This is a genomic window from Alteromonas gracilis (genome assembly GCF_002993325.1).
Taxonomy (GTDB): Bacteria; Pseudomonadota; Gammaproteobacteria; order Enterobacterales; family Alteromonadaceae; genus Alteromonas; species Alteromonas gracilis.
On the sequence record NZ_PVNO01000027.1, the window covers coordinates 205,230 to 230,639 of the forward strand.

The window sequence follows — 25,410 nt, forward strand, 5'->3', positions numbered from 1 at the left end:
GTTGAATAATTTCCAGCAAGTTCTTGATTAAGCGCGCGGCTTTACCTACTATACGCGCGCTCAAGGATTTTCGTAGTCGAAATCTTCTTGATAAAAAATTTGGAGAGGTGGCTGAGTGGCTGAAGGCGCACGCCTGGAAAGTGTGTTTAGGGTTAAACCTAACGAGGGTTCGAATCCCTCTCTCTCCGCCAAATACAAAGAACCGGCTTTACGCCGGTTTTTTTGTGTCTACCGATCAGCGCTGAATGATGCGTGGATTCTTCTCGCTAAAGCAAAAAGAAACCCGCTGTGTAGCGGGTTTCTTTTTAAGCGCATTTATTGCGACGCGGGTATGCTTGAGCATATGGCTTTTCGTCTCTGATTCCGCGCTGCTGCTTATTATTTCGCAACCTGCTGATATACTGTAATTAGATCTGGAAGTTTTTTCGCGTAAATTGCTTTCTTTGTACCAGGGTGAAGCAATTGGCTTACGAAGGTTCGTAAAAAGCCAAGTACAAAGGTTTGAACACGGTCAGCGTCTGCTTCGCTTGGGTTAGCGATAAGCTTCTCTGTCTCTTCCTGTACTTTATGTACAATTGGGTCCATGGTGTCTTTGCCGGCAACAAGGTCGTTACCTGTTACTACACCCTTGCCAAGCAAGTCGCGCACTGCATCATAAAGGTCGGCTGAAACAGCATTTGTTTGCCCCCAGTTCGCGATGTTGTACTCTTCAGAAATCTTGTCTAGTTCGGCCGCTGGCTCACTAGATTTCAATAAACCTTCAATAAGTTTGTGTGCTTCAGTTTGTTTTCCAGGTGTTGATAATTCTGACATGTTTGACTTCGCTTTATACTAAAAACGCGCTTTATAATTTTTTTAATACCTTCTGTCAAGTTGGTTGATAAATGCGCTTTATAATCAGTCGCTTGCATTTTATCGTTGATATTAGTAAGCCGAAAAACGAAGGTAAACATTTAGCAATATTCACTTTCTTTGACGAAATCGACGTTACCTAATCGATTTCAATGATTTCTATATATTAAAATATTAAATATCTCCTTGTTGATCCTACCTAGTTCCTCTACATCCCTCTATTTTCTTGCTTTAGACTAAATTGTAATCGTTTCACCCGTCATCACTTTTATTATCATGTTATATACATTCTATTTACATTTCGTTTGATGCCTAGTTATTGTAATTACGACTAAATGTTGAGCCATGTGGAATGTGTCGTGTAAGCAGAGGCTCCTTAAAATAAAAATTAGCAAGAGAATTGTGAAAGATGAGTAAACGCTTACCCGCCCGCTTTAACCTAAACCGCACTACTACATTAATTGCGTTGTGCCTAGGCTTGCATTGCCACGCCGCTATGTCGCAGGAAACTAACGAGCAAGCTGAAGACGAGTTGTATGAACAAATACTAATCACCGCTTCAAAGCGAAGTACGGGGCTTCAGGAAACGCCTATCGCTGTATCTGTTACTAGTGGAGAAGCTATCGAGCAAACTCAAGTACTAGATATTCAGGATTTACAAGCGTTAGTACCAACATTAAGAGTGAACCCTTTACAACGTTCAGCAAATACCAATTTCTCGATTCGCGGTTTTGGTAATGGTGCGAACAACACGGGAATTGAACCTTCTGTTGGGGTTTTTATTGACGGTGTATACCGTTCAAGGGCCGCTGCACAAATTGGCGACTTACCGCGCGTCCAGCAGGTTGAAGTATTAAGTGGCCCGCAAAGTACACTCTTTGGGAAAAACGCATCGGCTGGGGTAATAAGTGTGCGAACGCAAGGACCCTCTTTCACCGAAGAGGGTAAATTGACGCTAGGAGTGGGCAATTATGATCAGCGATTGCTAAAAGGGTACTATACCAACGGCATAACCGATGAGTTTGCTTTTAGTTTGTCTGGTGGAGTGAACAAACGTGATGGTTATACTGAAAGCGTTGTTGATGGTGTTGATACGCTAAATAATCGTGATAGGTGGAATATAAGAGGGCAGGCGTTATACGAACCTAGCACCGACGTTAAGTTTAGATTTATTGCTGACTATAGTGAGATTGATGAACGCTGTTGCACTGTCGCGGACGTTATTAATGGACCTACTACGGCTGTTGTACGTGCATTAGGCGGTACCGTGTTAGATACTGATGATCCCTTTGCTTTTAAATCTGCGCTGAATTTTAATCCCAGTAACACGGTAGAGGATGGCGGGGTTTCTCTTCAAATCGACGTTGATTTTGATACATTCGCGTTAACCTCTATCACCGCTTACAGAAACAATAAATCTGACTATTTCGCGGATGTAGATTATACATCGCTTGATATTTTGTCAGAGGAAGGGCACACAGAGATAGATACCTTCACTCAGGAACTTCGTCTTACTTCTCTTGGTGAAAATACATTGGATTGGATGTTCGGGATGTTCTACTTCTCAGAAGAGGTAGACACAGGTGATACCTTATTTTACGGACAAAACATTCGGTCTTATTTCGACGTACTGTTGAATTCGGGGGTAGAACAAGCACTCGCTTCGTTACCCACACCGTTGCCATTTGATGCGGTTTTCCCAGATGGATTTCTTGGCGCGTTTGAACCTTTGTATGGTCAAGCGCCGGGGACTTTTTTTAATGAAAACCAGTTCGTGAATAGCGAGTTTCTGCAAAAAAATGATGCGTTATCTGTGTTCTTTAATCTTGATTATCACATTTCGGATAGACTCACTACAACAGTGGGCGTCAGCTACACAGAAGACGAGAAAGACGTATCGGTAGAACAAAACAATAACGAAGTGTTGTCCTCTATCGACATCATAAATGATCCCACAGTTTTCGGCGTGCCGTTATCAACAGCGGTACCGGCTTTAGCTGGTTTTATTCCCACGCTCCAAGGCGTTCAGTTTTTGCCTCCGCAACTCGTTTTTCCTAATACTGTAGAAGACGGTAATACTAACGATGATAAAGTGACATGGAGTGCGCGTATCGCATACGAGATTAATCAAAACTTTAACGTATTCGCTACTGCTGCTACAGGCTTCAAAGCTTCTTCATGGAACCTTTCCCGCGACACACGGCCGTTTGGGTCTGACCAATCGGCACTGGAATCTGTCAATTTGGCGCGTGTTAATCAGACGTATGGAACCCGCTATGCTGGGCCGGAAGAGTCAACGGTTTATGAATTGGGGGTAAAAGCAAGGTTCAAGCGAGGAGCATTTAACGTCACGTTGTTCGACCAAACAATCGAAGGCTTTCAATCGAGTACATTTGTAGGTACGGGGTACGTGTTGGCGAACGCCGGGAAACAGTCAACGCAGGGTCTTGAATTTGATTCAACCCTAGATGTAACAGAAAATTTAGTATTTAGTTTTGCCGGAACAATTCTAGACCCAGTTTACGACTCTTTTGTTGGTGCAAATGGCGTGAATGGGCCAATCGATCTTTCAGGTACGCAGCCCGCAGGCATACATGAACGAAGCTTCGTTGCAGGCCTCACTTATCACTTAGAATTCGAAAATGGCACTACTGGTTTTATTCGAAGTGATTATCTACATGAGAGTGAAACACAACTTGTAGAGAATGTTCCACCTGAACTCACTCGTGAAGTTAATATGCTAAATGCCAGTGCAGGATTAACCTTTACTAACGGCATTAGTGTTCAACTATGGGTGAGGAATTTAAACAATGATGAATACTATTTGTCAGCATTTCCACCTCCCATACAGGCTGGCAGCTTCAATGCTTACCCAAGTCAGCCAAGAACTTTTGGCGCAACAGTATCTTACATGTTTGACTAGTAACTCGTAATTTCGCAGCGAAAAGCCAGCTATGCTCAGAAAATAGCTGGCTTTTTATTATTTTACTGCTTTAATCGTGTTGAAAACCTTTGTACCCGTTTTTTTAAGCACTTAGACACTGTGATGCAGCAACTGGTCTAGCAGGCTTGGGTTGCAAAGGTTGTTGAGCTTCTGGCGATGTAAAGCGCATGTTTCTGTCATACGCGATTGAAGGTATTTCAATCTTTTTCAAAAATGATGATCCCGCCATTATTCCCAGTTTATAGTCATGACGTAGCTGCGCGTCGGTGCTACCTAAAAGCTTACTTTGTAGCTTATCTGAAGCAAAAATTTGAATTACCTCAACGCCTTCAGGTGGATTTTCTATAAACGCTAATTCTTTTTGGTACGCATGTTCGTGCTGTAGTAAATAGTCGATAGTTTTTGGGCAGGTACCCGTTGCACACATCACTGCACTCAGCTTTTGTAGCCAAGGTGATTGTGCTTGAAACCCTTCGTCCACTGTTCTAATCAACACGATTTTTGTAGCGCCCCGGTTATAAGCCTCTGTTACAGGTAAAGGTGCGGCTAAACCTCCATCTAAGTAAAAATCGGTATTTGCGGCCTGTTTGGTTTCGATTTCAGTGTGAAGCGGAACACCTTGTTTGTATAACAAAGGCAGTGCGCTCGATGCTTTAATCAATTCAACCCAAGTGTTTTGGCTTTTCATGGGGTTTAGAAAATATGCTTTTCTGTCTCTAGAGTTCGTAGCCGTAAACAGTATTTCTCTATCTGCCACGTTGCTTTTAGCCGTATCTAAATCTAGTAAACGGTTCGCTTCTTGGGTTTTATCGAAGTACCAGTCTAAATCGACAATATGCTTGCCCATCAAACCGCGGCCCATCTGAAAGAAACGCTTGTGTCGTGTTAAGCCTCGAATAAGACGTTTTGCATAGCCTTTTTGACGTGCAACAAAGCTTGTTAAGTTTTGCGAGCCTGCCGATGTGCCAATAAGGATATCGAAGGGGTCATGCCCAGCATCTAACCATGTATCAAGTACACCGGCTGTAAAAATACCGCGTTGACCACCACCTTCCGCAACCAAGGCAACTTTGCCATTGTTCGACATTTCAGCATTGTGTGCTTTTGAATAAGCGAGAGAAGGAGCAGATTGTTGACCCGACATGATAACCCTCTATTTGACCATGACTATAAATTGACTACCTGGTCTAATTGTAGGGAGAACACGACGCCGGGGAAAATTGAAAGAATAAATCGGACTGATAGGAAATAACTGATACTGAAACACTTTTTGTTATTTAATTGTGATTTCTGTGTTTACATTTTGATCGTTTAATCGCAGTCTAACAAAGTATTGAAAGCTAAACTTTCATTGGGAGTCAATAATGAAAATTGCCGTGTTAGGTGCGGGAAGTATTGGATGTTATGTAGCGGGCTGCCTGTTAGCCTCTGACCCCACATTGAGCGCCGCTAATGCGCTTACGCTCATTGGCCGTCAGCGTTTATATGATGATATTACTGCCAATGGTCTTAAAGTAACGGATTGGCAAGGGCGTGAGCAGCTAACAAAGCCTGAGCATATCGCTTTTTCAATTGAGAACGATAGTTTAGTTGATGCTGACGTCATTTTGCTTTGCGTTAAAAGCCAAGATACAGAGCAGGCTGCTGCGATAATCAATCAGCATGCAAAGCAATCAGCAGTCGTAGTCAGTCTTCAAAACGGAGTGGGTAATGCACACCTGCTTCGCCAGCACATAAAACAATGCGTAATTGCAGGTATGGTGCCTTTCAATGTTTTTTATAAAGGTAACGGCCATTTTCACTGTGGTACTGAGGGTAATATTGCTCTTGAAGATCCCAATAACCAATGTAGTGACATCATAAAAGCGCTTAACAACGCGTCGTTGCCCGTTACGGTTTATAACGATATGAAAGCTGTACAGTACGGCAAACTTATTATGAACTTGAATAACGCAGTAAACGCGTTGTCGGGTATACCGCTGAAATCACAGCTAGGGGATAGGCAATATAGGTTAGTTATGGCAAAGGTGTTGTCAGAGGCGTTAGCAGTACTAAAAGCGGAAGGAATTGCACCAGCAAGAACCGGTAAAGTTATCCCCAAACTGATGCCAAAAATTATGAAGCTACCTAATTTTTTATTCAATGTGGTGGCTTCATCTACGCTTAAAATAGATCCCGAAGCACGTTCATCAATGTATGAAGATTTGGCGCTGGGGCGACGAACGGAGATTGATTATTTGAACGGCGAGATAGTCAGGCTCGGTGAAAAAAATCACATAGCTACGCCAGTGAATAAGCATATAGTTAACCTGATCAAACAACACGAAGTTGCTCAGAAAGGAAGTCCGCACTTACCAGCAAATGCTTTACTGTTAAAGTGACAGGACTATCTAACGGTGTATTTCAACGTTAAATATTACAGTTTTGTGTCATTTTTATGTCAGTGCACTTGATTCTTAAAATAAAGTATATATCCTGCGCGCAAACTTCCGTTATATTTAGTGTGCTTTGCTTTTTCAAAATCGTTTTTCTTCTTGTCTTCTGTTGAGTGCTTTATGGGCGTCGCTTTTCCATACGTCGGTTGTAGCGTCTGAGGTTGATGTCGAGCGCGAATCTAGCGCAACGTTTTCTCAATACAATGGCAACGGCCTTTCATTTCAAAGCGACAACAATACCTTCTCACTGCGCGTGCGCGGTAGATTTCAGTTTCGCTATGCCAATCCCGGTATAAGCCAGCCTACCGAGCGTACTGACTTTGAGCATAACGCCGGTAATCAATTTGGCGTTAACAGAGCGCGGGTCAAATTAGACGGTCACATTGGATTGCCTTGGATTAAATATGGTGTGGAATACGATGCTGTCGATCAGCGCACGCTGACCGCTACACTATCTTTTGAAAAGTATGAAGCGCTTCGGTTTAAGGTTGGTCAGTGGAAAGTCGAGTATTCCAGAGAGCGCAGTGTAAGCAGCGGCGGCCAGCAAATGATGGATCGTTCAATCATCAACAGAATATTTACGCTTGATAGGCAAATGGGGGCATCCCTGTACGGTAATTTTGATGGCTCAGGCGCGGCCAATTTCAATTACTGGGTAGGAGTATTCAATGGCTCGGGCCGTGGTGATTATAGTAATCACGATGGCGAGAATATGTATACAGGGCGATTGCAGTGGAATGTCTTAGGTGAGTCTGTCGGGTTTAAAAACAGTGACATTAAACGAACAGATACCCCTAAAGCAGCTCTAGCAATAGCGGGGGCGAAGTTCAAAAGCCAGTTTACGCGTTTTTCATCGTCTGGCGCTGGTAATTTAGCCAACTTTAGTGCCGGCGAGATCGAAGGTCAGTACGACATTGAGCAGTTTGTGATTGATGGTGCGTATTTTTATAAAGGGTTTAATGCTCAAGCGGAATATCATGAAAAAGATATTGTGGATTTAGCGGACAACAATAGAGAAACTACGCTGCGCGGCTATTATGTGCAGGCGGGTTATTTTTTGAGTGAATCAATCAGCTGGTGGCCAGAGCCCCTTGAAATGGCTGCGCGCTTCGGGACCTATTCGCCCCGAGACAGTGAACAAGACGAACGCTTTTTTGAAAAGACAGTAGCATTAAACTATTTTTTTAATGGCCACGAAAACAAACTAACCGCAGAGGTAAGCAGGGTTTCACTGGATCAGTTCGATACTGAAGTAGGGGACGAGACCATCTACTCTCTGCAGTGGGACGTCAGTTTTTAACTACTCACGCCGGGCGAGCAAGAAACTCACCTAGTGTGTTAACAAGGCGAGCCTTGTCTACGGGCTTGCCCACATGGGCATCCATTCCTGCCGCATGACAGTTGTCGATATCTTGCTGCATGGCGTTAGCCGTCAGGGCAATGATGGGGGTTTTCAACTTAAGCACATTTCTTATATGCCGTGTGGCGCTAAGCCCATCAACTTCAGGCATTTGAATATCCATTAGTACCAAATCATAAGTGCACGCTTTCAATGCATCAATGGCCTTTTGTCCGTTTGATACGTGTGTTAAATCTAAATGGAATTCATCAAGAAGCGCTTTTATTACTTCAACATTAATGTCGTTGTCTTCTGCAAGGAGGACACGAGCGCCTTCTAGCGTAACGTGTTGCTGAGTCGTCTCAGACAGCGGAACATCAATATCTGCTGCAACAGCAAACGTGACATCAAAAGAAAAAGTAGAGCCTCGTTCTAATTCGCTTTCAAGCGTTAGTGAAGAGCCCATTAGCTTAAGCAGATTATTACTGATGTTAAGCCCTAGGCCTGTGCCGCCATACTTTCTCGCTATGGAGCTTTCAGCTTGCGTAAAAGGCGTAAACAGCTTTACTTGGTTTTCCTTCGAAATACCAATCCCGTTGTCTTTTACCCAGCAGTGCAGGGCACAATGACTATCGTTCGACTCTGATACGGATAATCCAATTTCTATAATCCCTTTATCAGAAAACTTGATGGCATTGCTTATTAGGTTTGCCAATATTTGCTTAAATCTAAGTTCGTCAAACATCAAATCGTTATTAAGGTTTTTGTCGATATGAAGCTGGAGCACTAATCCTTTGCGTTCCGCTTGGTCTGAAAATATGTCGACTAATGTGCACAGGCTTTCATTGATGTCGTGAGGCCTGATAGCCAACGTTAGCTTGCCCGCTTCAATCTTCGAAAAGTCGAGTAGGTCGTTAATAAGTTGAAGCAGCATTTCAGACGCATTGACGATTTTCTTGGTGAGATCCTTTGCTTGCACGTCTGCTGCACGGTTCGATAATGTTTGTCCAAAACCAATAATGGCATTTAAAGGCGTGCGAATCTCGTGACTAATATTAGAAATAAACTCAGACTTTAACCGATTGTTTAATTCTGCTTTTTCTTTCGCCGTTAAGTAAAGCGCATTAGCCTGTCTTGATTTACTCAATAAAATCAAAATGATAACAATTGTTACTAGTGTGAGTGTGATAAGTATGGCGAGCAACGTGGAAAAAAGTGATTGGGTGCGCTGAGCCTCTGTTTTCAACAAAAGCGCTTCCTCGAATGCTTTATTCTCATTCTCAAGTTGATTTGCTCTGTCTTTCTCTTGGGTTATCTGATCAATTAAGTTGGCGCTTTTTATTAGCTCTAAGTCTTCATATTTCTTGGCATTCAAATAAGCTTCATGGAAAACCTCAAATTGTTTGAATGCCAACGCGTGATCACCTTTCGCAGCGGTGATGTAGGCTTCTGTTTTGTCCAGTTGAGCTCGCCAAGTCGTTTGCTCAGCTTCGCGGTTTTCATCGTAGAGTTCACGTGCTTTATTAAGCGCGTTGGTCGCCTTATCCAGTTCTCCTAAACTAAGGTGAGCTTCCGCTTTTAAACGGTAAATTTCGCTATTGTAAAAAGAAGATGAGAGAGGATGAGCAAGAACGATATCAGACAGTGTCAGCGCTTTCTGGAGATTACCTGAGCGATAATAGGTGGTGGCGATGCCGTAAGTGGCAAGGAACTCAGAATAGTTGATATCAATTTGTGAATCGAATTCTATGGCGCGCTCAAAGTAGTCTATGGCCTTGCGATAGTCTCCTAGATTTCTATACAGAATACCAATGGCGTATAGGTTGTCACTGACCAAAATTCGCTGGTTTTCAACTTTGGCGCCATCAAGCGATTTTTCATAGTAGGACAGCGCAATGTCATAAGCGCTGACTGATTGATAGTAGTCTGCCACAATTGCATAGTACAATGGTCGAAGCTTGGTAAGCGTATGTTTGGTTAGTATATCGTTTACCGTGTTGATAAGCTCAGCGTTAGGCGCAAAAACCTGCCCCTCGCTGTAAGTTAATACCTGGTAAATAAGCGCGTAGGCCTTTACGCTTGTTGGAATATCAGGCGTTGCAACAACGCGGTTAAAGTGCTCGTAGGCTTTGTCGTAGTCTGCTGAAATACCATACATTCTTGCTACACCAGTAGCTATTGTAAGCCCTTCACTCGAGTTGTCTTGCAACGCAATCAGCGAATTTAAGATTTTTTCGGAAGGGCGTTGGTGTATCGAGAGTTGGTACTGAACATAAAGCGCGCCCACTTTTCTTTTTTCATCTTGCGTTAATGTGTCAGATAACAACCAAGCTTCAAGCTTTTCTATTGCTGCCCCTATAGGCATAGGCACTAAGGTTTCAACGTCCACTTTAATTTCGCTGACCTTGTCTGAGATAGATGCATGAGCACTAACCGTTCCCATACTCCAAGTTAGGGCAAGCAATAAAGCCAAACTAATAAAATGCTGCAAACTAAGTGACCCGAATAAATGCTATTTGTCTTATGTTAAACGATTAAGCACGTTTAGAATTTAACCAATAAGTCTAAAGTTGGTGATAGTATGAGCTCATCAATTTTTAAAAAGAGGAGAGTGACATGCAAGAAAGCACCAAACTCAACTATGTCGAATTTGCATCTCTAGATATTCGCCGCTCAAAAGCGTTTTTTGAAAGTGCGTTTGGCTGGTGTTTTACCGATTATGGCAGTGAATACAGTGCGTTTAGCAATGCTGGCATGGACGGAGGGATTTTTTCTGCACAACGTGTGATGAAGGCAGAAAGTGGTGCGCCTTTATTGGTGCTGTATTCCAATAACATTTCTGAATCGCAAGAATGTGTAGAAAAAGCAGGTGGAGCAATTACTAAACCGCTGTTTGACTTCCCGGGGGGCTGTCGCTTTCATTTTGTCGAGCCTGGTGGTAATGAGCTTGCTGTTTGGTCTGAGACAGCCTAGTAGATAAAAGTGCATTTGGAATAGTTCAGCGCTAAACAGCACGGTATTTCATCGTGCCTTAAATAAAAAACGCCTTGCTGGTAGTAATACAGAAAGGCGTTTTAATTTCTATTTAGTTAGCTAATAGCTAGCAGTTAGTTTTGCTCAAGCACAATGCGCAGCATTCTGCGAAGCGGCTCTGCGGCACCCCACAATAGCTGATCCCCTACGGTAAATGCCGAAATATACTCTGGGCCCATAGTCAATTTGCGAATACGGCCAACTGGAATAGACAGCGTGCCGGTAACTTTCGCTGGCGTGAGCTCTTGCATGGTCGCGTCGCGGTCGTTTGGAACCACTTTTACCCATTCATTGTGAGCCGCAAGAATCTCTTCAATTTCGCTTACAGGCAAGTCTTTCTTAAGCTTAAGCGTAATGGCTTGGCTATGACAGCGCATAGCGCCAACCCGCACGCAAATTCCGTCGATAGGTACTTCACTGCCTTGAATTCCCAAGATTTTATTGGCTTCAGCTTGGGCTTTCCATTCTTCACGGCTCTGACCTGAAGGTAGTTGCGAATCGATATAAGGAATTAAGCTACCTGCAAGTGGCACACCGAACTGTTCGCTAGGGTAGTCTGAACTTCTTATAAATTCAGATACTTGCTGGTCAATTTCCAAAATTGCAGTAGCAGGGTCTTCAACCTTCTCTTTCACATTGCTGTGAATGGCGCCCATCTGGCTAATAAGTTCGCGCATGTGCTTTGCACCAGAGCCCGAAGCGGCTTGATACGTCATTGGCGAAGCCCACTCAACAAGGTCTTTTTCAAACAGACCGCCTAGCGCAAGCAGCATGAGGGAAACGGTACAGTTTCCACCTACGTAGGTGCGAATACCTTTTGCGATGCCACTATCAATTTCTTTGCGATTGACAGGGTCTAAAATGATAACAGCGTCGTCTTTCATACGAAGGGCTGACGCTGCGTCAATCCAGTAGCCATTCCAGCCAGAGGCTCTTAAATCGTCGTATACCGCTTTAGTGTAGTCGCCGCCCTGACAGGTGATAATGATATCTTGCTTCGATAACGCTTCAATATCGTGCGCATCTTCTAATACACCTGCATCTTTTCCAGCAAAATCTGGCGCTGCACTACCTTTTTGAGAGGTAGTGAAAAAGGTGGGCTCAATGTGCGCGAAATCTTGCTCTTCTTGCATGCGCTGCATTAATACTGAGCCAACCATACCGCGCCAGCCCACTAAACCTACTTTTTGTTGTGACATTAAATTGAGAACCCTTGTAACTAAAATGAAAAGTACTTTATCACCTATGTTTATAGTAAATGACCAATACACGGACCGTTTAATTAATAAGCGTGTAGTGAAAAAACATAAAATGATGTCGAACGCCGCGTGCCTAACGCCCTGGCGCAATACCTGTCGTTTTTATTTTTATCCTCGCAGTCTAAGTGTTATTTATCTCGCTGGCTAGATGGTTTTTATAAATAATCTATTGCTGATATAAGCATTTTAAATACAGCGAAAAAGACGGTTGATAGTGTACAGATTTTGTTGATGCTGCGTTCATCGCGCAGATGTCGAAGGACAGTACATTTTATTGACAAATTAATAGTGGCAAGGGGGCTGGATCTTATCGTGGTTAGAAGCTTTCTAATCCATATATCCATTATCGAAACGAGATTGGTTGGCAAAGATAAGGTAGTCGTCAGGTGCCGATACCTTATTTTGTTTTGCTTGATACATGGCAATGTCAGCGAGTTTAATCAACGCATGCATATTACTGCTTGTTTGAGGGTAAAAAGCCACGCCCACACTCATAGAAACCACAGTAGGCCTTGTATCATTGTTAAAATAGAAGGGCTGTTTAACACCACTATTTACTTTGTCCACCACTTTCTGAACTGACGTTTCATCATCCGCTTGCAGTAACAACATAAATTCATCGCCGCCCCAACGTATCGCGACGTCGTTTTTGCGTATTTTTTCTTTCAATTGCTCAGCAACAAAAATGAGAACCTCGTCACCCGCATCGTGACCGTAAATATCATTTACCGCTTTAAAACCGTTAAGGTCGATCAGTGCCAACGCGAACTGGTGTTCCTTTCTCATGAGTTTGGCTATGAGCTTTTCACCGCCATTTCGATTGTAGATACCCGTTAAAGCGTCAAAATCTGCTTGTAGCGCAAGCTTTTGTAACTCGTGTCTACGACTCGAAATGTCATTCAAGGTAAGCTGGTAGTAACGTTCACCTTCTTCTGTCAGTAATGGGCTAGCAATAAGTTGAACCCAAATGGCATTGTCATTTGCGCTACTTTTTAGCTTGTACTCTCCCGTCGCAAACTCGTTTCGCGCAAAGGCTTCTTGAAGTGCAGCTTTCATTGTTTCTGGTGTTTCGAATAGTTCGTCTAACAGTTCCCCATAGCCTTGCTTTATTCCAATCTCCGTTTTCTCTACTAAATCATTAAACGCCTCGTTTCGAAGCGCTATAGTGCCATTCTCAGCCATTAACACAGTTGCAGTTTTGGCGTTTTCAAACAGCATTCTAAACCGCTTTTCAAGAAACTCGATTTCTTCTCTTAATTGTCGTTCTTGCGTAAATTGCTCTTCAACTTTATTCAGCAGTTGGTTGGTGTCGTAAACGAGTTTACCTATTTCACTGCGGGAGTGATATTTAGGCGTTGGGATCCTCTGTGACGTTCCAGGGGTGATTTCGTTTAAAGAGCGGCCTACCCGAAGCATGGGAGAGATGATGATGTAGTATGTGATTAACAATGCTACGCCGCCGACCACGAGTGCTTCAGCATAAAGCGAATAGCTGTTATCAATACTGATTTTTTCTGCTTGATTAATAATATGCTCGAAATTGGGATATACATTGACTTCAGCCAAGATATCTTCTGGCATGAAGGGATGCCTCACCATAAAAATACGTGGATTGATATTACTATCAATGGCTTCGTTTACGTTTAATTGATAGTACAGCGCGTCGCTTTTTATTGAAGCCCCTAGAATTTTGTCGCTTTTAACCAAGCCATTAATGGCTTCTTTGGCTAAGTCTTCATCTTCTAAAAAAGCCGCAATAGACGCTGTCGCCCCTACCGTCTGATAAAGCTCTTCAATATCATTATTGGCATCACGAATTTCATTTTCATAGGTAGTGCGATAAAAAAATTCAGCGGTGGTAAATACCACTAACATTGACGCCGCGATTAAAAATAGCGAGAAGCGGAAGCCCAATCCTTGAACATTAATCAAAACGATATACCACTTTCATGCTGTCAGTGACAGCGGACTCATAAACATAGGCTAGAGCAGACTCATCTTCTTTCAACCGCTGTTTCACATCGTCTATAGTTTTTTCGATTGCGGGAGGCTTTACTCGACCAGAAAATTTCAACCTAGACCAATAGGCATTTACACGTGCTAAGGGTAGCCCTACCAACGCCTGGTAGAATTGGGTTTTAAGCTCAGTCTCAATTTCGACATCAATAGGGGTGGCAAGCTTGCCGTTTGGAAACGCTGAATACTTACCCATAAATAAATCAATAAGGCCTTTTTTGTCTAAAAATTGCACGGTGTTTTTGGGGTGTGTCACAACGACAATTTTCTCTGAGGCGTTTACAGCACAAGAAAAACCTTGCAGCCCAAGTAGCACCGTAAGCATTAGAAAGTAACCATCAAAAAATCTCACGATACTCCCCTAAAAACTGAAGCTTAAAGCAAAGAAAAGGGTATGAGCGACACTCGCCTCGTCATCCACAACTAAACCATTTCTGGCCCGAAGGCCTGTGCCTCTGGCTTCTATATCGCTGCGTTCTATTTGGGCTTTAAAAGCTAGATTTTCTTTAAGGTCCCAGCGCCAGCCAACAGAGAATGACTTCTGTCGGTGGGCTAGTGTGCTGGCCACTTCTTCAACAAACATAGCGAGTTCAGCTGTAGCAGGAATGATGGGAAATTCAGGCTGTTCTTCCCTGAGAAAATAGGTATCAGTTTCTGCAAAAGAAAATAGTCCGTAAAAGGTATGCGCACCATAAAGATAACTAATATTTAGAAAGCCATTAAAAGAGGGTCTTAGTGCGACAGATTCTGAATCAATATGCGAAAGTTCACCGGATACTTCCCAGTCACCTAAATATCGGTTGGCATAAAGAGAGGTATACTGAATAGTCGCGTCGCGCAGTCGCAGTGAATCCGAAAAATCAGCCGCTCCACTCCAAAAAGGTTGTAACAACTCTACGGCAGAGGTGACTTGTGCTATATCGAAATTATCGTTATCAGCTTCGGTGCGCGTGTGTTTTAACGCTACGCTCCAATCAAAAGCGGTTAATTCAATGCCCAGCGTGCGTAAATTCTCAAAGGTGATAGGTTCAAAGTCCTTACTTGAAAAGTCGCTTTCTCCTTTACCCCAAAATCCTTTGACCGATAAGTTGAAGTTTTCGTAACGTTTAGAGTACCTAATATCAGCGCCGTCAAGGCTTCTAGCCGGGACAATGCCGTAAACTTCTGTAGGCACTTTTACCCAAGGGTAGGCGATAGATACGTCTCTGGTATCACTGAAATGGAAGATATCGGCTGCAAGTCTTCCCGCTCTGATCTGCCATGAAGGCGTTACGTCATAGCGCAAAAACGCCATTTGCGTTATCGAGTTTATGTTCTGCTCATCTTGCTCTCGATAAACAAATTGCCCTACAAAGTCGAGATTGTTTGACAGGCTGTAATCGAGCTGTACTCCGATTAAGCTTAACGGCCTGAATGCAACCCCATCTTTTTTTGCAAACTCAGCTTGAGACCGGTCGTTTCGAAATTGATATTTGTTGGTATCAGCGGTAGCCGTTGCCAAGGTTCCAAAACCGCTAATGTTTAACTTATCTTGTTCTGCTGACGCGCTGTTAGCCAGCAGCAAGCTGAAGATGGCCGCGATAAACAAGTACGGCTTTTTCATCACTTTATTACCCAATTTGAAGTCTGGCTGGATTGTTGCCTAAACGCATATCCGTGACAATTTAACTTTAGTACAAGCATAGTAGAGAAACGAAGAAGCAATTTAAAAATTACGGGTTTTATTTTAAGTACCTAAAAACCAATTAATAAAATGCATCAAGTTAAGGCGGTTTAAAAATAATTCTATTTAGCTATATACATTTAGTTGATAGCACCCAACCGCTTAGCCAAGAAATCATTGTGAGCACTGGCTTGTCATTTTTTAATAGCCTTAAGAAGAAACGTAACGCACTTTCTCTAAGTAGACTCAAGCTTAAACTTTTCATGCCGCTCTCTGTGATCAATAGCGTTCAAATGTTTTATAATTCTCTATGCAAAGGAGAACTAAACGTGAATGAATATGCCCGGTATTTTAATGGCTACCCTTCAACTATTGTAGAACAAGCCCTACAGCTAATTTCGGACAATCGGCTAAAAAGCTACTTGTTGAAAAAATATCCAAAAGCCCATGATATAACTACAGATAAGTTGCTTTACCAGTACGCGACGGATTTTAAAAAGCAGTACTTAAAAAATGCGCCACCATTTGGTCGGGCAGCATTTAAGAAACAAGGGGATATGGTTACCAATGCGTTAGGTACACATACTTATCGTATGCAAGGTAAAACGCGAAAGCACGATTTAGCCATTAATAGTGATTTGCTGCGTGCACCTGAGCCTTTATTGAAGGCCTTAGTAGTACACGAGCTGGCGCACTTTAAAGAAAAGGACCACAACAAAGCTTTCTATAAACTTTGTTGCTACATGGAGCCTGATTACCATCAGCTTGAACTAGACTTGCGGTTATTCTGCGTTTTGGTGGCCATGGGTGAGAATCCGTACGTTTGAAGTATACGCAACGGATATTTATCTAAGAGTGTTTTATGTTAATGGGCCTAGCTAATACTATTAGCAGGCTGAATAGCTTAATTTATCGAGCTATTATGCAGAATTGTGGTTGCCGTCTACAGCTAGCGCGACACTTTTGTTGCGACAGAATGTTTCAAGAGAAAGAAGCTGAGTGAATAAGGAGTATTGATGAGCATTGCTAAAATTATGTCTACACGTGTAGTTAGTGTGCACATGGATGATAGCTTGCAGTCGTTAAGAGAGTTATTTGCTGCAACGGGCTTTCATCATCTAGTGGTCGTTCACGACAATAAACTGCAGGGTATTATATCCGACAGAGACTTAATGAAATCGCTTAGTCCTTTCGTCGACACGTTAAGCGAGCGTATGCTAGATCGCGCTACGCTCGATAAACGCGCCCATCAAATTATGACCCGTGAGGTAATAACGCTGAATCCTACTGACTCAGTATTCGCGGCCATTGAGCTTTTCAATACACATAAGATTTCCTGTATCCCCATTATCGATAAAGATAGGCACCCAGTTGGCATGGTGTCGTGGCGCGATGTGATGAAGTTTATGCAAAGTAGAGTAGAGGCTAAGCGGTAGCTCGGTACGCTTAATCTTTATTTTATGAGTTTTTCAAAAAACAGTGGCCTCTCTACCTGCGTCTATAAATATTGCGGTAAAGAGGCCATTAGTTTTTAGGGCTTAGCTCTGACGATAGCTGACTTTAAACAACAGGCTGTAAAGCACAGGAACTGCAATCAGCGTAAGTACTGTGGCAAATGCCAAGCCGCCCATGATAGTTACTGCCATATCGGCAAAGAAAGCGTCGAACAGTAGCGGCGCCATACCTAAGATAGTCGTTACCGCCGCCAATGACACAGGACGTACACGGCTGATAGTAGCGTCAACAATAGCTTGTCGAATAGCCAGGCCTTCTTCAATTTGAAGGTCAATTTCTTCAATTAGTACAATAGCATTCTTAATAAGCATGCCGAACAAGCTCAAAAAGCCCAGTAGCGACATAAAGCCAAAAGGCATATCTGTACTAAGAAGGCCTGTTACTACGCCCACCACAGCCATAGGTACCACAAGCCAAATAATCAGGGGCTGTCGAGCGCGACCAAACAGCAGTACCGAGATAATAAACATTACCAAGAAGCCCGCAGGCAAACCGGCTCCCAGCGCTTTTTGTGCATCGCTAGAACTTTCAAACTCGCCGCCCCATTCCAAAGCATAACCCGCGGGTAGGTCAATATCTTCAATAAGCGGGCGAATTCTAGCCAAGGCTTTAGCCGCGGTTTCGTGGTCACCTGGCTCGGCTTCTACAGTAATGGTGCGCACGCGGTTACGGCGATGAATTCGCATTTCTTCGGTCATTAACTCTAAACCTTGCGACACCTGTGTAAAAGGCACGTACTGACGTTGTTGGGTAGACCATACCTGCGACTCGCGTATCGACTGAAGCTCGGTGTCTTCCGCTTTACCCATCTTCGCAATAATACTGTAGGCGTAGTCGCCGTCTTGCACTGTGCCTAGCTGAACACCACTACTCGCGTATTGAATAGTTTGGCTAAAGTCATTGTGCGATACGCCCGCAATACCTGCGTTGTAGTTGTCAAACTGCGTGTTGATAGCAAAGCCTTTTTCGCGCCAGTTGTGACGAACGTCTTTAACTTGACCGTCAGCAAAAAGCAGGGCTTTAGCTTTTTCCGCTAATTCACGAAGCACTTCAGTATCTGGGCCAGAAAACCTTGCTTCCAGTTTTGCACCAGAACCGGGCCCAAACTGCATGCGTTCCATATAGAAATTGGCGTCGAAGTCTAAGTCAGTAAGCTTACTTTTAAGCTTCTCTTGAATAGCTGGGATGTTATCTAGTTCGTTTGCGCGAACCATGAAAAAGGCATAGTTTTCATTAGCGCTTTTAGGTGCATAAGTAAGGGTGAATCTGTCTGCACCCTGGCCAATGAAGGTGGTTACAGCCGTCACGTTTTCCATCTCCAGAATACGTTTTTCCGCTTCCTTAGCGATAACTTCTGTTGCACGAATATCTCTGTCTTGCGGGCCCCAATAATGCACAAAGAATAGCGGCGCATTTGATGGTGGGAAGAAGCCTTGCTTTACCATACCAAAGCTTCCATAAGCCACAATAGTAATGACAAAGAGTGCACCAATGGTAACCCAACGAAGTTTAAGTGCGCCTAACAACGTGCGCTTGAACCAGCGCTGCGATGCTGAGATTTCGTTGCCTGCAGTCTGACCCATACCTTTGCGGTAGAAATACGCGCCGAGAACGGGCACTAAAGTTACTGCTAATACCCAGCTGATCATTAGTGAAACTAAGACTACGGCAAATAACGAGTAAAGAAACTCGCCGGTGGCATCATTTGAAAGGCCGATGCCTGAAAATGCAGCAATACCAATAACGGTTGCGCCAAGTAGCGGCCACTGTGTGCGCTTAACAATAAAGCTGGCTGATTCTTTAGCCGTGGAACCGGTGGCCATGCGAAGCATCATACCTTCAGCAACCACAATGGCGTTGTCTACTAGCATTCCCATGGCGATAACCATGGCGCCAAGGGATATTCTCTGTAGCTGAATATCCATGAGCCACATCACAAGAATAGTACCTAGTACAGTAACAAGCAGCACAGAGCCAACTACTACACCAGAACGCCACCCCATAAATAAACACAGGGTTAAGGTAACAACGGCTACTGACATGACCAGGTTATTAATGAACCCTGTTACTGACTCATCAACCACTGAGGCTTGGTCGTATATGGGCGTAAGCGTAATACCAACAGGCAACTCTTGGAGTAGCTTCTCCACTTTTGCGTTAACGCGCTCGCCTACGTCAACAATATTCACATCGGTGAGTGCAGATACTGATAAAGTAAGTGCTTCCTCACCGTTGTAGCGCACGTAAACAGGCTGTATGTCGGCAGGTTCTAGTTTTAGCGTGGCAATGTCAGCAACCCGAAGCGAGCGAGTGGTGCCGGGTATCACCACGGTTAAGTTGGATATTTCTTCTAATCTATCTGGCTCCCGTTCTACGATAAGACGCACATTTTTCTCGTCAACCTTGATACGGCCGCCGTTAAATGGCCGCAAGTTTTCTTCAAAAAGCGCAGCAAGATCAGGGAATGAAATACCTAACCCAGCCAATTGGTAAGGGTTGATATACGCCACAATTTGTTCCTTCTGAACGCCTGTGACATTAACTTTAGCTACACCCTCTGTGGTTAGCAGGTCTCGTCGAATAACTCGTGCAAACTCGCGAAGCTCTCGGGTATCAAAGTCTGGTGCACTTAACGCATAGTAAAGCCCGTATACGTCACCGAAATCGTCGAATACTACTGGGTCTCGCGTACCGGTCGGCAGCGAACTTGCCGTGTCGCGAAGTCGCTTTCTCAATTCATCCCAAATCTGAGGTAATAAGTTACTGTCGTAGGTACTTTTTACTTCAACCGTAATTTCCGAGAGGCCAGGGGATGAAATTGACGTCACTTCCTTTAGCTGCGGCATTTGCTGAATGGCAATTTCCAAGCGTTCGGTAACCTCACGCTCTACTTTTTCAGCGCTGGCGCCAGGGTAATTGGTGTACACCTTTACCTGCTTGATAGTGAACGCAGGGTCTTCCAAACGACCAATTTTGCTCATAGCCAAAATGCCGCCTAAAAGCAGAATGATGACCATCAACCAAATATTAACGGGTTTATCAATTGAATAGCGTGCTATATCCATGAACTACTTCTCTCCTTGGTAAGGAAGTACTTTCATGTCTGCACGCATTTGTGTAGCGCCCGCGGCAACTACCTGTTGGCCCAACGTAATATCGCTTTCGTCCTTGCCTTCAACAACGGCTAATTCGTTTTCTATGTGCTTAACCGAGACGGCTTGTTTAACCACTGAACTCGTTTCATCGTTAAATACCCAGACCGCGAAACCTGAGTCCTCATCGCCAACCAAAGATTGTACAGGCACCACTAAGCCCTCGGGATATAAACTTCCCTGTAGGCTAACTTTAACCACTGCGCGGGCACCCGGTGTGAGAGGAAGCTCTTTGCGTGGTTCCATGGCAAATACCACTTCGTAGGTTTGCGACACAGGATCAGGCTGCGTGGAATGCTCTACATAATTAACCGGATACCAACGATTGCGATTAGTCGCCAGTGTAGCGCTAGCTTGTTTGATACCGCGACCAATATTAGCGGTGAGCAAACGCTCGGGCACGTTGATGTTGAAGTAAATCTTAGATACATCTTGCAGGCGGGCTATGGGAGTACCAGCCGCTACGAAGCTATTATTTTCGACTAATCGTTGGGACACCTTCGCATCGAAAGGCGCATAAAGTTGTGTATAGCTTAAATCCTGCTCTGCATTTTTTAAATCAATCAACGCTAGTTCGTAAGAGGTTTTCGCAGAATCCAATGAGCTTTGCGAAACCAGCTTTTGAGCAACAATTTTCTCGATTCTGTCTAGCTCACGTTTTGCTTGTTCAAGGCGCGTTTTTGATTCTTCTACACGGCGTTCAAAGGGCTTGCGGTCGATAGTCGCCAGCAATTTTCCTTTATCAATATCGCTACCTGTCACCAAGTCGGTTTGAATAAGTCTGCCTGAAACTTCAAAACTTAAATCTACGGTTTTCACCGCTGAAACAACAGCAGGGAAGGTGAATTCATCAAAGTCAGGTATGTTACTAACAGTGGCAAGCTTTACGTAGCGAGGAGTAGTCTTTATTTGTTGTTCGGCAGGTTCTTCAGAAGAACAGGCAGAAAGAATAGAAACCGAAACAACGCTTAAAAATAAAATGTGAGTAAATCGCATCACGGACATAGGTGTATGTAATCCATTGTCAGGGTAAATAGAAAATAGACGTGTGCATTCAGGACTCTGTGAATATGAGTACCCAAACACAAATTACTTTAGACAAAGTAATGTTGTCGCCAAATCTAAAAGTAAACTAGTGAGTGCATTTTAGTGCGGCTACATTGAAAAGTAAACTGCACGGTGTAAAATGAAGGTATCTTAATACGAGAACAAAGTTATGACGGGCAGCACACGTACGAGAAGTGACGTAAAACGCGAAGCAATTATTCAGGCAGCAACACAGGCGTTTCAAGAATACGGCGTTAATGGTACAAGCATGGATAAGCTCGCTGAATTAGCGAATGTGTCTAAGCGTACGGTGTACAATCACTTCGCCACGAAAGAAGATTTGGTGATGCACCTCATAACCAAGCAGTTTGAAGAAGCTAAGTTAAGTATAACAGTGGAGTACGATTCGTCTCGCGATTTATCTGAACAGCTCTGTGAGCTAATTCTTCAAGATATCGAATTTACCGTAACTGAGTCGCACTTGGATATCGCCAGGGTTGCAATTGGGCATTTTTTCTACGAGCCCGAGAAACTCAAAGACGAAGTGGCGCAGTTAAAGGCGCAAGAAACGGCTCTGCATCGCTGGTTAAAAGCTGCAAAAGCTGACAACAAAATTGAGTTTGATGACTTAAGTCGGGTTGTCGATGAAATTGACAGTCTTGTAAAAGGGCAGTGTTTTTGGCCGCAGCTTTTTAAGATAAACGACGTATTAAGCGATAGAGATAAGCGAAACATCGCTAAAAACACTGTGGCTCTCATTACAAGCCGTTACGCTGTGGCGTAATGGACTTGCTAGCTAATAAGCTATTGCATGAGTAATGTGATAGCTATTTTATTTCAACACTTACACCCCTCTACGTTTGTTTTTTCGTTATTCGTTTTCAATAAGCTCACTATTAATTTCCTGTATTTCTTAATTCATGCCTGAGTAATGCATTTCAAATCCTACTTCAAAAGATACCTCGAAAACGGTGAAACAGGCATAAAGATACTGTTTTGTTTAAATTTCGAGCACACAAACCCCGTGTGAACGCAAAATTAAGAAAATTTATAAAGAGTTTTCAAATTTTACTTGTTTGGGTCTCGTCATCTTGCAAAATTTTCTATATTATCCTCATCACAAATGACAACTATTATTATTTGCAATTGCAGGCGCAATTAGAAGCGGCATTAAACGCTCAGGCAAATAATAAGAATTATGGGTTGTTTAAAGCACACGACACGTTTGAGAACACTTGGAGAGCAATTTTGAATTTTAGACTAACCAGTATTGCTACTGCGATAATTTTAAGCCCGGCTGCATTTGCTGTTGATATGGAAGGAATAGAGCGACTTACGGTTGAAGGGAAATACCTTTCTGTCAATCAGTCTAACTCGATAAAGAGCCCAACTCCTATCATTGATGTGCCACAAAGCTTGTCGATCATGACAGCTGAAGAAATTACCGCCCGTGGTATTACGAGTGTTGGTCAAATTATCGATTACACGCCTGGCGTTAATACTTCTCAAGGTGAAGGGCATCGCGATGCTGTGGTTTTTCGCGGTGTGCGCTCGACTGCTGATTTCTACCTAGATGGCAACCGGGACGACGTTCAGTACTATCGCGCGCTTTACAACGTAGAACAAGTTGAAATTCTTCGCGGACCAAATGCCTTATTATTTGGACGGGGTGGTACTGGCGGTATCTTAAACCGCGTATCTAAAAAGGCCAAAACTGGCGAGAAGTTTGTAAATTACAACGTATCTGCTAATACGTTTGGCGCGTATAACCTTCAGCTTGACACCAACGTTGATACAGGCGACAAGTCCGCGCTTCGCATTAATGCTATGTACGAAAGTCTGGATAACCATCGCGACTTTTTCTATGGTGATCGCTATGGCTTCAACCCTACGGCTCGCTTTGAAGTAAGCGACGACACCATTGTAGACCTTTCTTATGAATACATTGATCATGAACGTTTTATTGACCGTGGCGTGCCAACGGCTAATGGTGAGCCAGTAGAAGCGTTTGAAGATATTGTATTCGGCGACCCAGAGAACAATTATCAAACACTAGGTGCCGATGTATTCCGTGCTAATGTTGAACATACCTTCTCTGATAACCTCAAAGGAAACTTTAACGCCTTTTATGGCGATTATGACAAGGTTTATGCAAACTTTTATGCTGCTGGTTACGACGCGGACACTGAAGTAGTAACCCTTGATGGTTATGTAGATAACACCCAGCGTGAAAATTTGATTTTATCTTCAAACTTAGTCGGTGAATTCACAACAGGTCGCATTGAACACACGGTAATCTTTGGTGGTGAGGTTATTAATACCAAATCGAATCAAGACCGCTTCAACCCAGTATTTGATTCTACTGGTGGTGACAAAGAATCGTTCACTATATCTCGTCCACTTAGTTTCAACGGCCTAACTGGCATTAACGCAGACGGTAATACAGTAACGGCAACGTTTTCTGACATCAACGATGACACCCGCGTAGATCTCGATGTTTACTCTTTCTATGTTCAAGACGAAATAGCGCTTTCAGATAATTTCGACTTAGTGCTAGGTGCACGCTTCGATAGCTTCGATATCGAAGTGTTTAACGTTGTTGCAGCAGAAACGCGCAGTAGAAAAGACGAAGAAGTATCGCCACGAGCGGGACTTGTTTATAAGCCTCAAGAGAATATCTCAATCTATGCGAGCTACAGCGAGTCATTCCTACCACGCAGTGGCGAGCAGTATGCGAACATCAACGGTGATGCAGACGCACTAGACCCAGATACCTTTACTAACCAAGAAATCGGTATTAAGTGGGATTTTAACGACAGTATGAGCTTTACCGCCGCTATCTTTGAAAATGAGCAAACGTCACTTGATAACGACCCGAATGACGTTGAACGCTTTATAGAAGTAGATTCAGATATTTCAGGTTTTGAAATCCAACTCCAGGGATATATCACTGACAAGTGGCATATTACTGCGAACTACAGCAACCTAGATGGCGAAAATGCCAGTGGTGTTGCGCTTCGTGAACTGCCTGAAAACACCATGTCTATATGGACGACCTACGAAGTCAATGACGTATTTGGTTTCGGTATTGGTGCAACATATCAAGACGAAAGTTTTGTTGTAACAGGCGAAGACTCACCTGTACTACCCAGCTATACTCGCGTTGATGCATCAGCATATTACACGCTTAGCGACAAGACGCGTCTTCAGTTAAACGTGGAAAACTTAACCGATACCCTCTACTTCCCTAATGCGCATTCTACGCATCAGGCAACGGTAGGTGCGCCAATCAATGCTCGCTTATCGCTAATTGGTTCTTTCTAAGTAAAGCACCAACAATTGATATATTGATAGAAAGCCATTCGTGTATGCGAATGGCTTTCTTATTTTAGGGTATTGCATCGATAATGAGCTTAAAAAACTTGCAGTGATGGTTGATTGTCCTTGACGCTATGCAAGTCAGCAAGTCAGCAAGTCAGCAAGTCAGCAAGTCAGCAAGTCAGCAAGTCAGCAAGTCAGCAAGTCAGCAAGTCAGCAAGTCAGCAAGTCAGCAAGTCAGCAAGTCAGCAAGTCAGCAAGTCAGCAAGTTTCCTATTGTACTGGCAATGTTAACCTTGTTTGGCAAAGTCGATAAGTGTCTGTCCATCCATGCGGTAGCCTAGCCACTCACTTTTGGGTTTCGCGCCAAGCGACTCATAGAAATCAATTGCAGGCTTGTTCCAATCTAAAACGCTCCACTCAAATCGACCGCAGTCGTTTTCCACTGCCGTTTTGGCTAAATGCTGAAGCAGTGCTTTGCCAGCGCCGAGGCCGCGAGAGGCAGGCGATACGTACAAGTCTTCAAGATAGAGTCCATTTCGTCCTTGCCATGTAGAGTAATTAAAGAAATAAACGGCGAAGCCAACAGGGGCATCATTGTTTTCACAAATTACACAGTGAGCAGTGGCTCCTTCTCCAAATAATGTCTTTAACAGCGCCGCCTCCGAGGCTTCAACTTCGTGCTCGGCTTTTTCATAAATGGCGAGTTCCAGAATAAACTGGCGAATTTGCGATATGTCACTGGGCGTTGCGGGTCTTATAGAAATTGAATTGCTCATTGTATTTTCCTTTCAATACATGAAAAAAATGAGCCTTTAGAGGCTCATTTTTACGTAA

At 43.5% G+C, this 25,410-nt stretch carries 18 protein-coding genes and 1 tRNA gene; 9 read left to right on the top strand and 10 right to left on the bottom strand.

Annotated elements, in window-relative coordinates:
- The first annotated feature begins 101 nt into the window (after positions 1 to 101).
- Positions 102 to 191: transfer RNA gene (locus C6Y39_RS14250), tRNA-Ser, on the top strand.
- Positions 192 to 378: 187 nt separating this feature from the next.
- Here C6Y39_RS14250 and C6Y39_RS14255 read toward each other — a convergent pair.
- On the bottom strand, positions 379 to 813 hold the full coding sequence (locus C6Y39_RS14255) for a hypothetical protein (RefSeq protein WP_105931908.1): 435 nt from the start codon (positions 811 to 813) through the stop codon (positions 379 to 381).
- A 448-nt stretch (positions 814 to 1,261) separates the two neighbouring features.
- Between C6Y39_RS14255 and C6Y39_RS14260 the strand changes: the two genes are divergently transcribed.
- Positions 1,262 to 3,775, top strand: coding sequence for a TonB-dependent receptor (locus C6Y39_RS14260; protein WP_105931909.1), 2,514 nt, complete (start codon positions 1,262 to 1,264; stop codon positions 3,773 to 3,775).
- Between the two features lie 103 nt (positions 3,776 to 3,878).
- Here C6Y39_RS14260 and C6Y39_RS14265 read toward each other — a convergent pair whose 3' ends face one another.
- Positions 3,879 to 4,940, bottom strand: a complete 1,062-nt coding sequence (locus C6Y39_RS14265; RefSeq protein ID WP_240618901.1) for a patatin-like phospholipase family protein — start codon at positions 4,938 to 4,940, stop codon at positions 3,879 to 3,881.
- 220 nt (positions 4,941 to 5,160) lie between these two features.
- On the opposite strand from C6Y39_RS14265, the gene C6Y39_RS14270 reads away from it, so the two are divergent.
- Complete coding sequence (locus C6Y39_RS14270) at positions 5,161 to 6,177, top strand: 2-dehydropantoate 2-reductase (RefSeq protein ID WP_014978771.1); 1,017 nt, start codon at positions 5,161 to 5,163, stop codon at positions 6,175 to 6,177.
- 163 nt (positions 6,178 to 6,340) lie between these two features.
- On the top strand, positions 6,341 to 7,531 hold the full coding sequence (locus tag C6Y39_RS14275; protein WP_240618902.1) for an OprO/OprP family phosphate-selective porin: 1,191 nt from the start codon (positions 6,341 to 6,343) through the stop codon (positions 7,529 to 7,531).
- Positions 7,532 to 7,535: 4 nt separating this feature from the next.
- Here the strand turns inward: C6Y39_RS14275 and C6Y39_RS14280 are convergent, their stop codons facing one another.
- The gene (locus tag C6Y39_RS14280; protein ID WP_240618903.1) at positions 7,536 to 10,061 is read right to left on the bottom strand and encodes an ATP-binding protein; all 2,526 of its coding nucleotides are present in this window, start codon (positions 10,059 to 10,061) and stop codon (positions 7,536 to 7,538) included.
- 125 nt (positions 10,062 to 10,186) lie between these two features.
- Here C6Y39_RS14280 and C6Y39_RS14285 point away from each other — a divergent pair, with 125 nt between their 5' ends.
- Complete coding sequence (locus C6Y39_RS14285; protein ID WP_105931911.1) at positions 10,187 to 10,543, top strand: VOC family protein; 357 nt, start codon at positions 10,187 to 10,189, stop codon at positions 10,541 to 10,543.
- Positions 10,544 to 10,677: 134 nt separating this feature from the next.
- Here C6Y39_RS14285 and asd read toward each other — a convergent pair whose 3' ends face one another.
- The 4 genes from asd to C6Y39_RS14305 form a co-directional block, all read right to left on the bottom strand.
- A complete protein-coding gene (gene asd / locus C6Y39_RS14290; protein ID WP_105931912.1) occupies positions 10,678 to 11,802 on the bottom strand; it encodes an aspartate-semialdehyde dehydrogenase in 1,125 nt (374 codons plus the stop codon).
- Positions 11,803 to 12,189: 387 nt separating this feature from the next.
- Positions 12,190 to 13,794: a sensor domain-containing diguanylate cyclase gene (locus C6Y39_RS14295; RefSeq protein ID WP_105931913.1), complete on the bottom strand. Its 1,605-nt coding sequence runs from the start codon at positions 13,792 to 13,794 to the stop codon at positions 12,190 to 12,192.
- On the bottom strand, positions 13,787 to 14,230 hold the full coding sequence (locus tag C6Y39_RS14300) for a hypothetical protein (protein WP_240618904.1): 444 nt from the start codon (positions 14,228 to 14,230) through the stop codon (positions 13,787 to 13,789). The genes C6Y39_RS14295 and C6Y39_RS14300 overlap by 8 nt, the downstream gene beginning before the upstream one ends.
- A gap of 9 nt (positions 14,231 to 14,239) precedes the next feature.
- Positions 14,240 to 15,481, bottom strand: coding sequence for a hypothetical protein (locus C6Y39_RS14305; protein WP_240618905.1), 1,242 nt, complete (start codon positions 15,479 to 15,481; stop codon positions 14,240 to 14,242).
- Positions 15,482 to 15,870: 389 nt separating this feature from the next.
- On the opposite strand from C6Y39_RS14305, the gene C6Y39_RS14310 reads away from it, so the two are divergent.
- Positions 15,871 to 16,368: a M48 metallopeptidase family protein gene (locus C6Y39_RS14310; protein ID WP_105932051.1), complete on the top strand. Its 498-nt coding sequence runs from the start codon at positions 15,871 to 15,873 to the stop codon at positions 16,366 to 16,368.
- Positions 16,369 to 16,557: 189 nt separating this feature from the next.
- The gene (locus C6Y39_RS14315; protein WP_105931915.1) at positions 16,558 to 16,977 is read left to right on the top strand and encodes a CBS domain-containing protein; all 420 of its coding nucleotides are present in this window, start codon (positions 16,558 to 16,560) and stop codon (positions 16,975 to 16,977) included.
- Positions 16,978 to 17,079: 102 nt separating this feature from the next.
- On the opposite strand, the gene C6Y39_RS14320 is transcribed toward C6Y39_RS14315, so the two are convergent.
- Both C6Y39_RS14320 and C6Y39_RS14325 read right to left on the bottom strand, forming a co-directional pair.
- Positions 17,080 to 20,121, bottom strand: a complete 3,042-nt coding sequence (locus C6Y39_RS14320) for an efflux RND transporter permease subunit (RefSeq protein WP_105931916.1) — start codon at positions 20,119 to 20,121, stop codon at positions 17,080 to 17,082.
- A 3-nt stretch (positions 20,122 to 20,124) separates the two neighbouring features.
- Positions 20,125 to 21,213 carry an efflux RND transporter periplasmic adaptor subunit gene (locus C6Y39_RS14325; protein ID WP_240618906.1) on the bottom strand — a complete coding sequence of 363 codons (1,089 nt, stop codon included), beginning with the start codon at positions 21,211 to 21,213 and terminating at the stop codon, positions 20,125 to 20,127.
- A 211-nt stretch (positions 21,214 to 21,424) separates the two neighbouring features.
- Between C6Y39_RS14325 and C6Y39_RS14330 the strand changes: the two genes are divergently transcribed.
- Together C6Y39_RS14330 and C6Y39_RS14335 are read left to right on the top strand one after the other, a co-directional pair.
- On the top strand, positions 21,425 to 22,039 hold the full coding sequence (locus C6Y39_RS14330; RefSeq protein WP_105931918.1) for a TetR/AcrR family transcriptional regulator: 615 nt from the start codon (positions 21,425 to 21,427) through the stop codon (positions 22,037 to 22,039).
- 464 nt (positions 22,040 to 22,503) lie between these two features.
- A complete protein-coding gene (locus tag C6Y39_RS14335) occupies positions 22,504 to 24,579 on the top strand; it encodes a TonB-dependent receptor (RefSeq protein ID WP_105932052.1) in 2,076 nt (691 codons plus the stop codon).
- A gap of 284 nt (positions 24,580 to 24,863) precedes the next feature.
- On the opposite strand, the gene C6Y39_RS14340 is transcribed toward C6Y39_RS14335, so the two are convergent.
- Complete coding sequence (locus C6Y39_RS14340) at positions 24,864 to 25,352, bottom strand: GNAT family N-acetyltransferase (protein ID WP_105931919.1); 489 nt, start codon at positions 25,350 to 25,352, stop codon at positions 24,864 to 24,866.
- Between the last annotated feature and the right edge of the window lie 58 nt (positions 25,353 to 25,410).

What these genes read in the sequence shown, in the direction of transcription:
- C6Y39_RS14255 (WP_105931908.1), bottom strand. Translation starts at nt 813, where the DNA reads ATGTCAGAATTATCAACACCTGGAAAACAAACTGAAGCACACAAACTT.
- C6Y39_RS14260 (WP_105931909.1), top strand. Translation starts at nt 1,262, where the DNA reads ATGAGTAAACGCTTACCCGCCCGCTTTAACCTAAACCGCACTACTACA.
- C6Y39_RS14265 (WP_240618901.1), bottom strand. Translation starts at nt 4,940, where the DNA reads ATGTCGGGTCAACAATCTGCTCCTTCTCTCGCTTATTCAAAAGCACAC.
- C6Y39_RS14270 (WP_014978771.1), top strand. Translation starts at nt 5,161, where the DNA reads ATGAAAATTGCCGTGTTAGGTGCGGGAAGTATTGGATGTTATGTAGCG.
- C6Y39_RS14285 (WP_105931911.1), top strand. Translation starts at nt 10,187, where the DNA reads ATGCAAGAAAGCACCAAACTCAACTATGTCGAATTTGCATCTCTAGAT.
- asd (WP_105931912.1), bottom strand. Translation starts at nt 11,802, where the DNA reads ATGTCACAACAAAAAGTAGGTTTAGTGGGCTGGCGCGGTATGGTTGGC.
- C6Y39_RS14305 (WP_240618905.1), bottom strand. Translation starts at nt 15,481, where the DNA reads ATGAAAAAGCCGTACTTGTTTATCGCGGCCATCTTCAGCTTGCTGCTG.
- C6Y39_RS14315 (WP_105931915.1), top strand. Translation starts at nt 16,558, where the DNA reads ATGAGCATTGCTAAAATTATGTCTACACGTGTAGTTAGTGTGCACATG.
- C6Y39_RS14320 (WP_105931916.1), bottom strand. Translation starts at nt 20,121, where the DNA reads ATGGATATAGCACGCTATTCAATTGATAAACCCGTTAATATTTGGTTG.
- C6Y39_RS14325 (WP_240618906.1), bottom strand. Translation starts at nt 21,213, where the DNA reads ATGTCCGTGATGCGATTTACTCACATTTTATTTTTAAGCGTTGTTTCG.
- C6Y39_RS14330 (WP_105931918.1), top strand. Translation starts at nt 21,425, where the DNA reads ATGACGGGCAGCACACGTACGAGAAGTGACGTAAAACGCGAAGCAATT.
- C6Y39_RS14340 (WP_105931919.1), bottom strand. Translation starts at nt 25,352, where the DNA reads ATGAGCAATTCAATTTCTATAAGACCCGCAACGCCCAGTGACATATCG.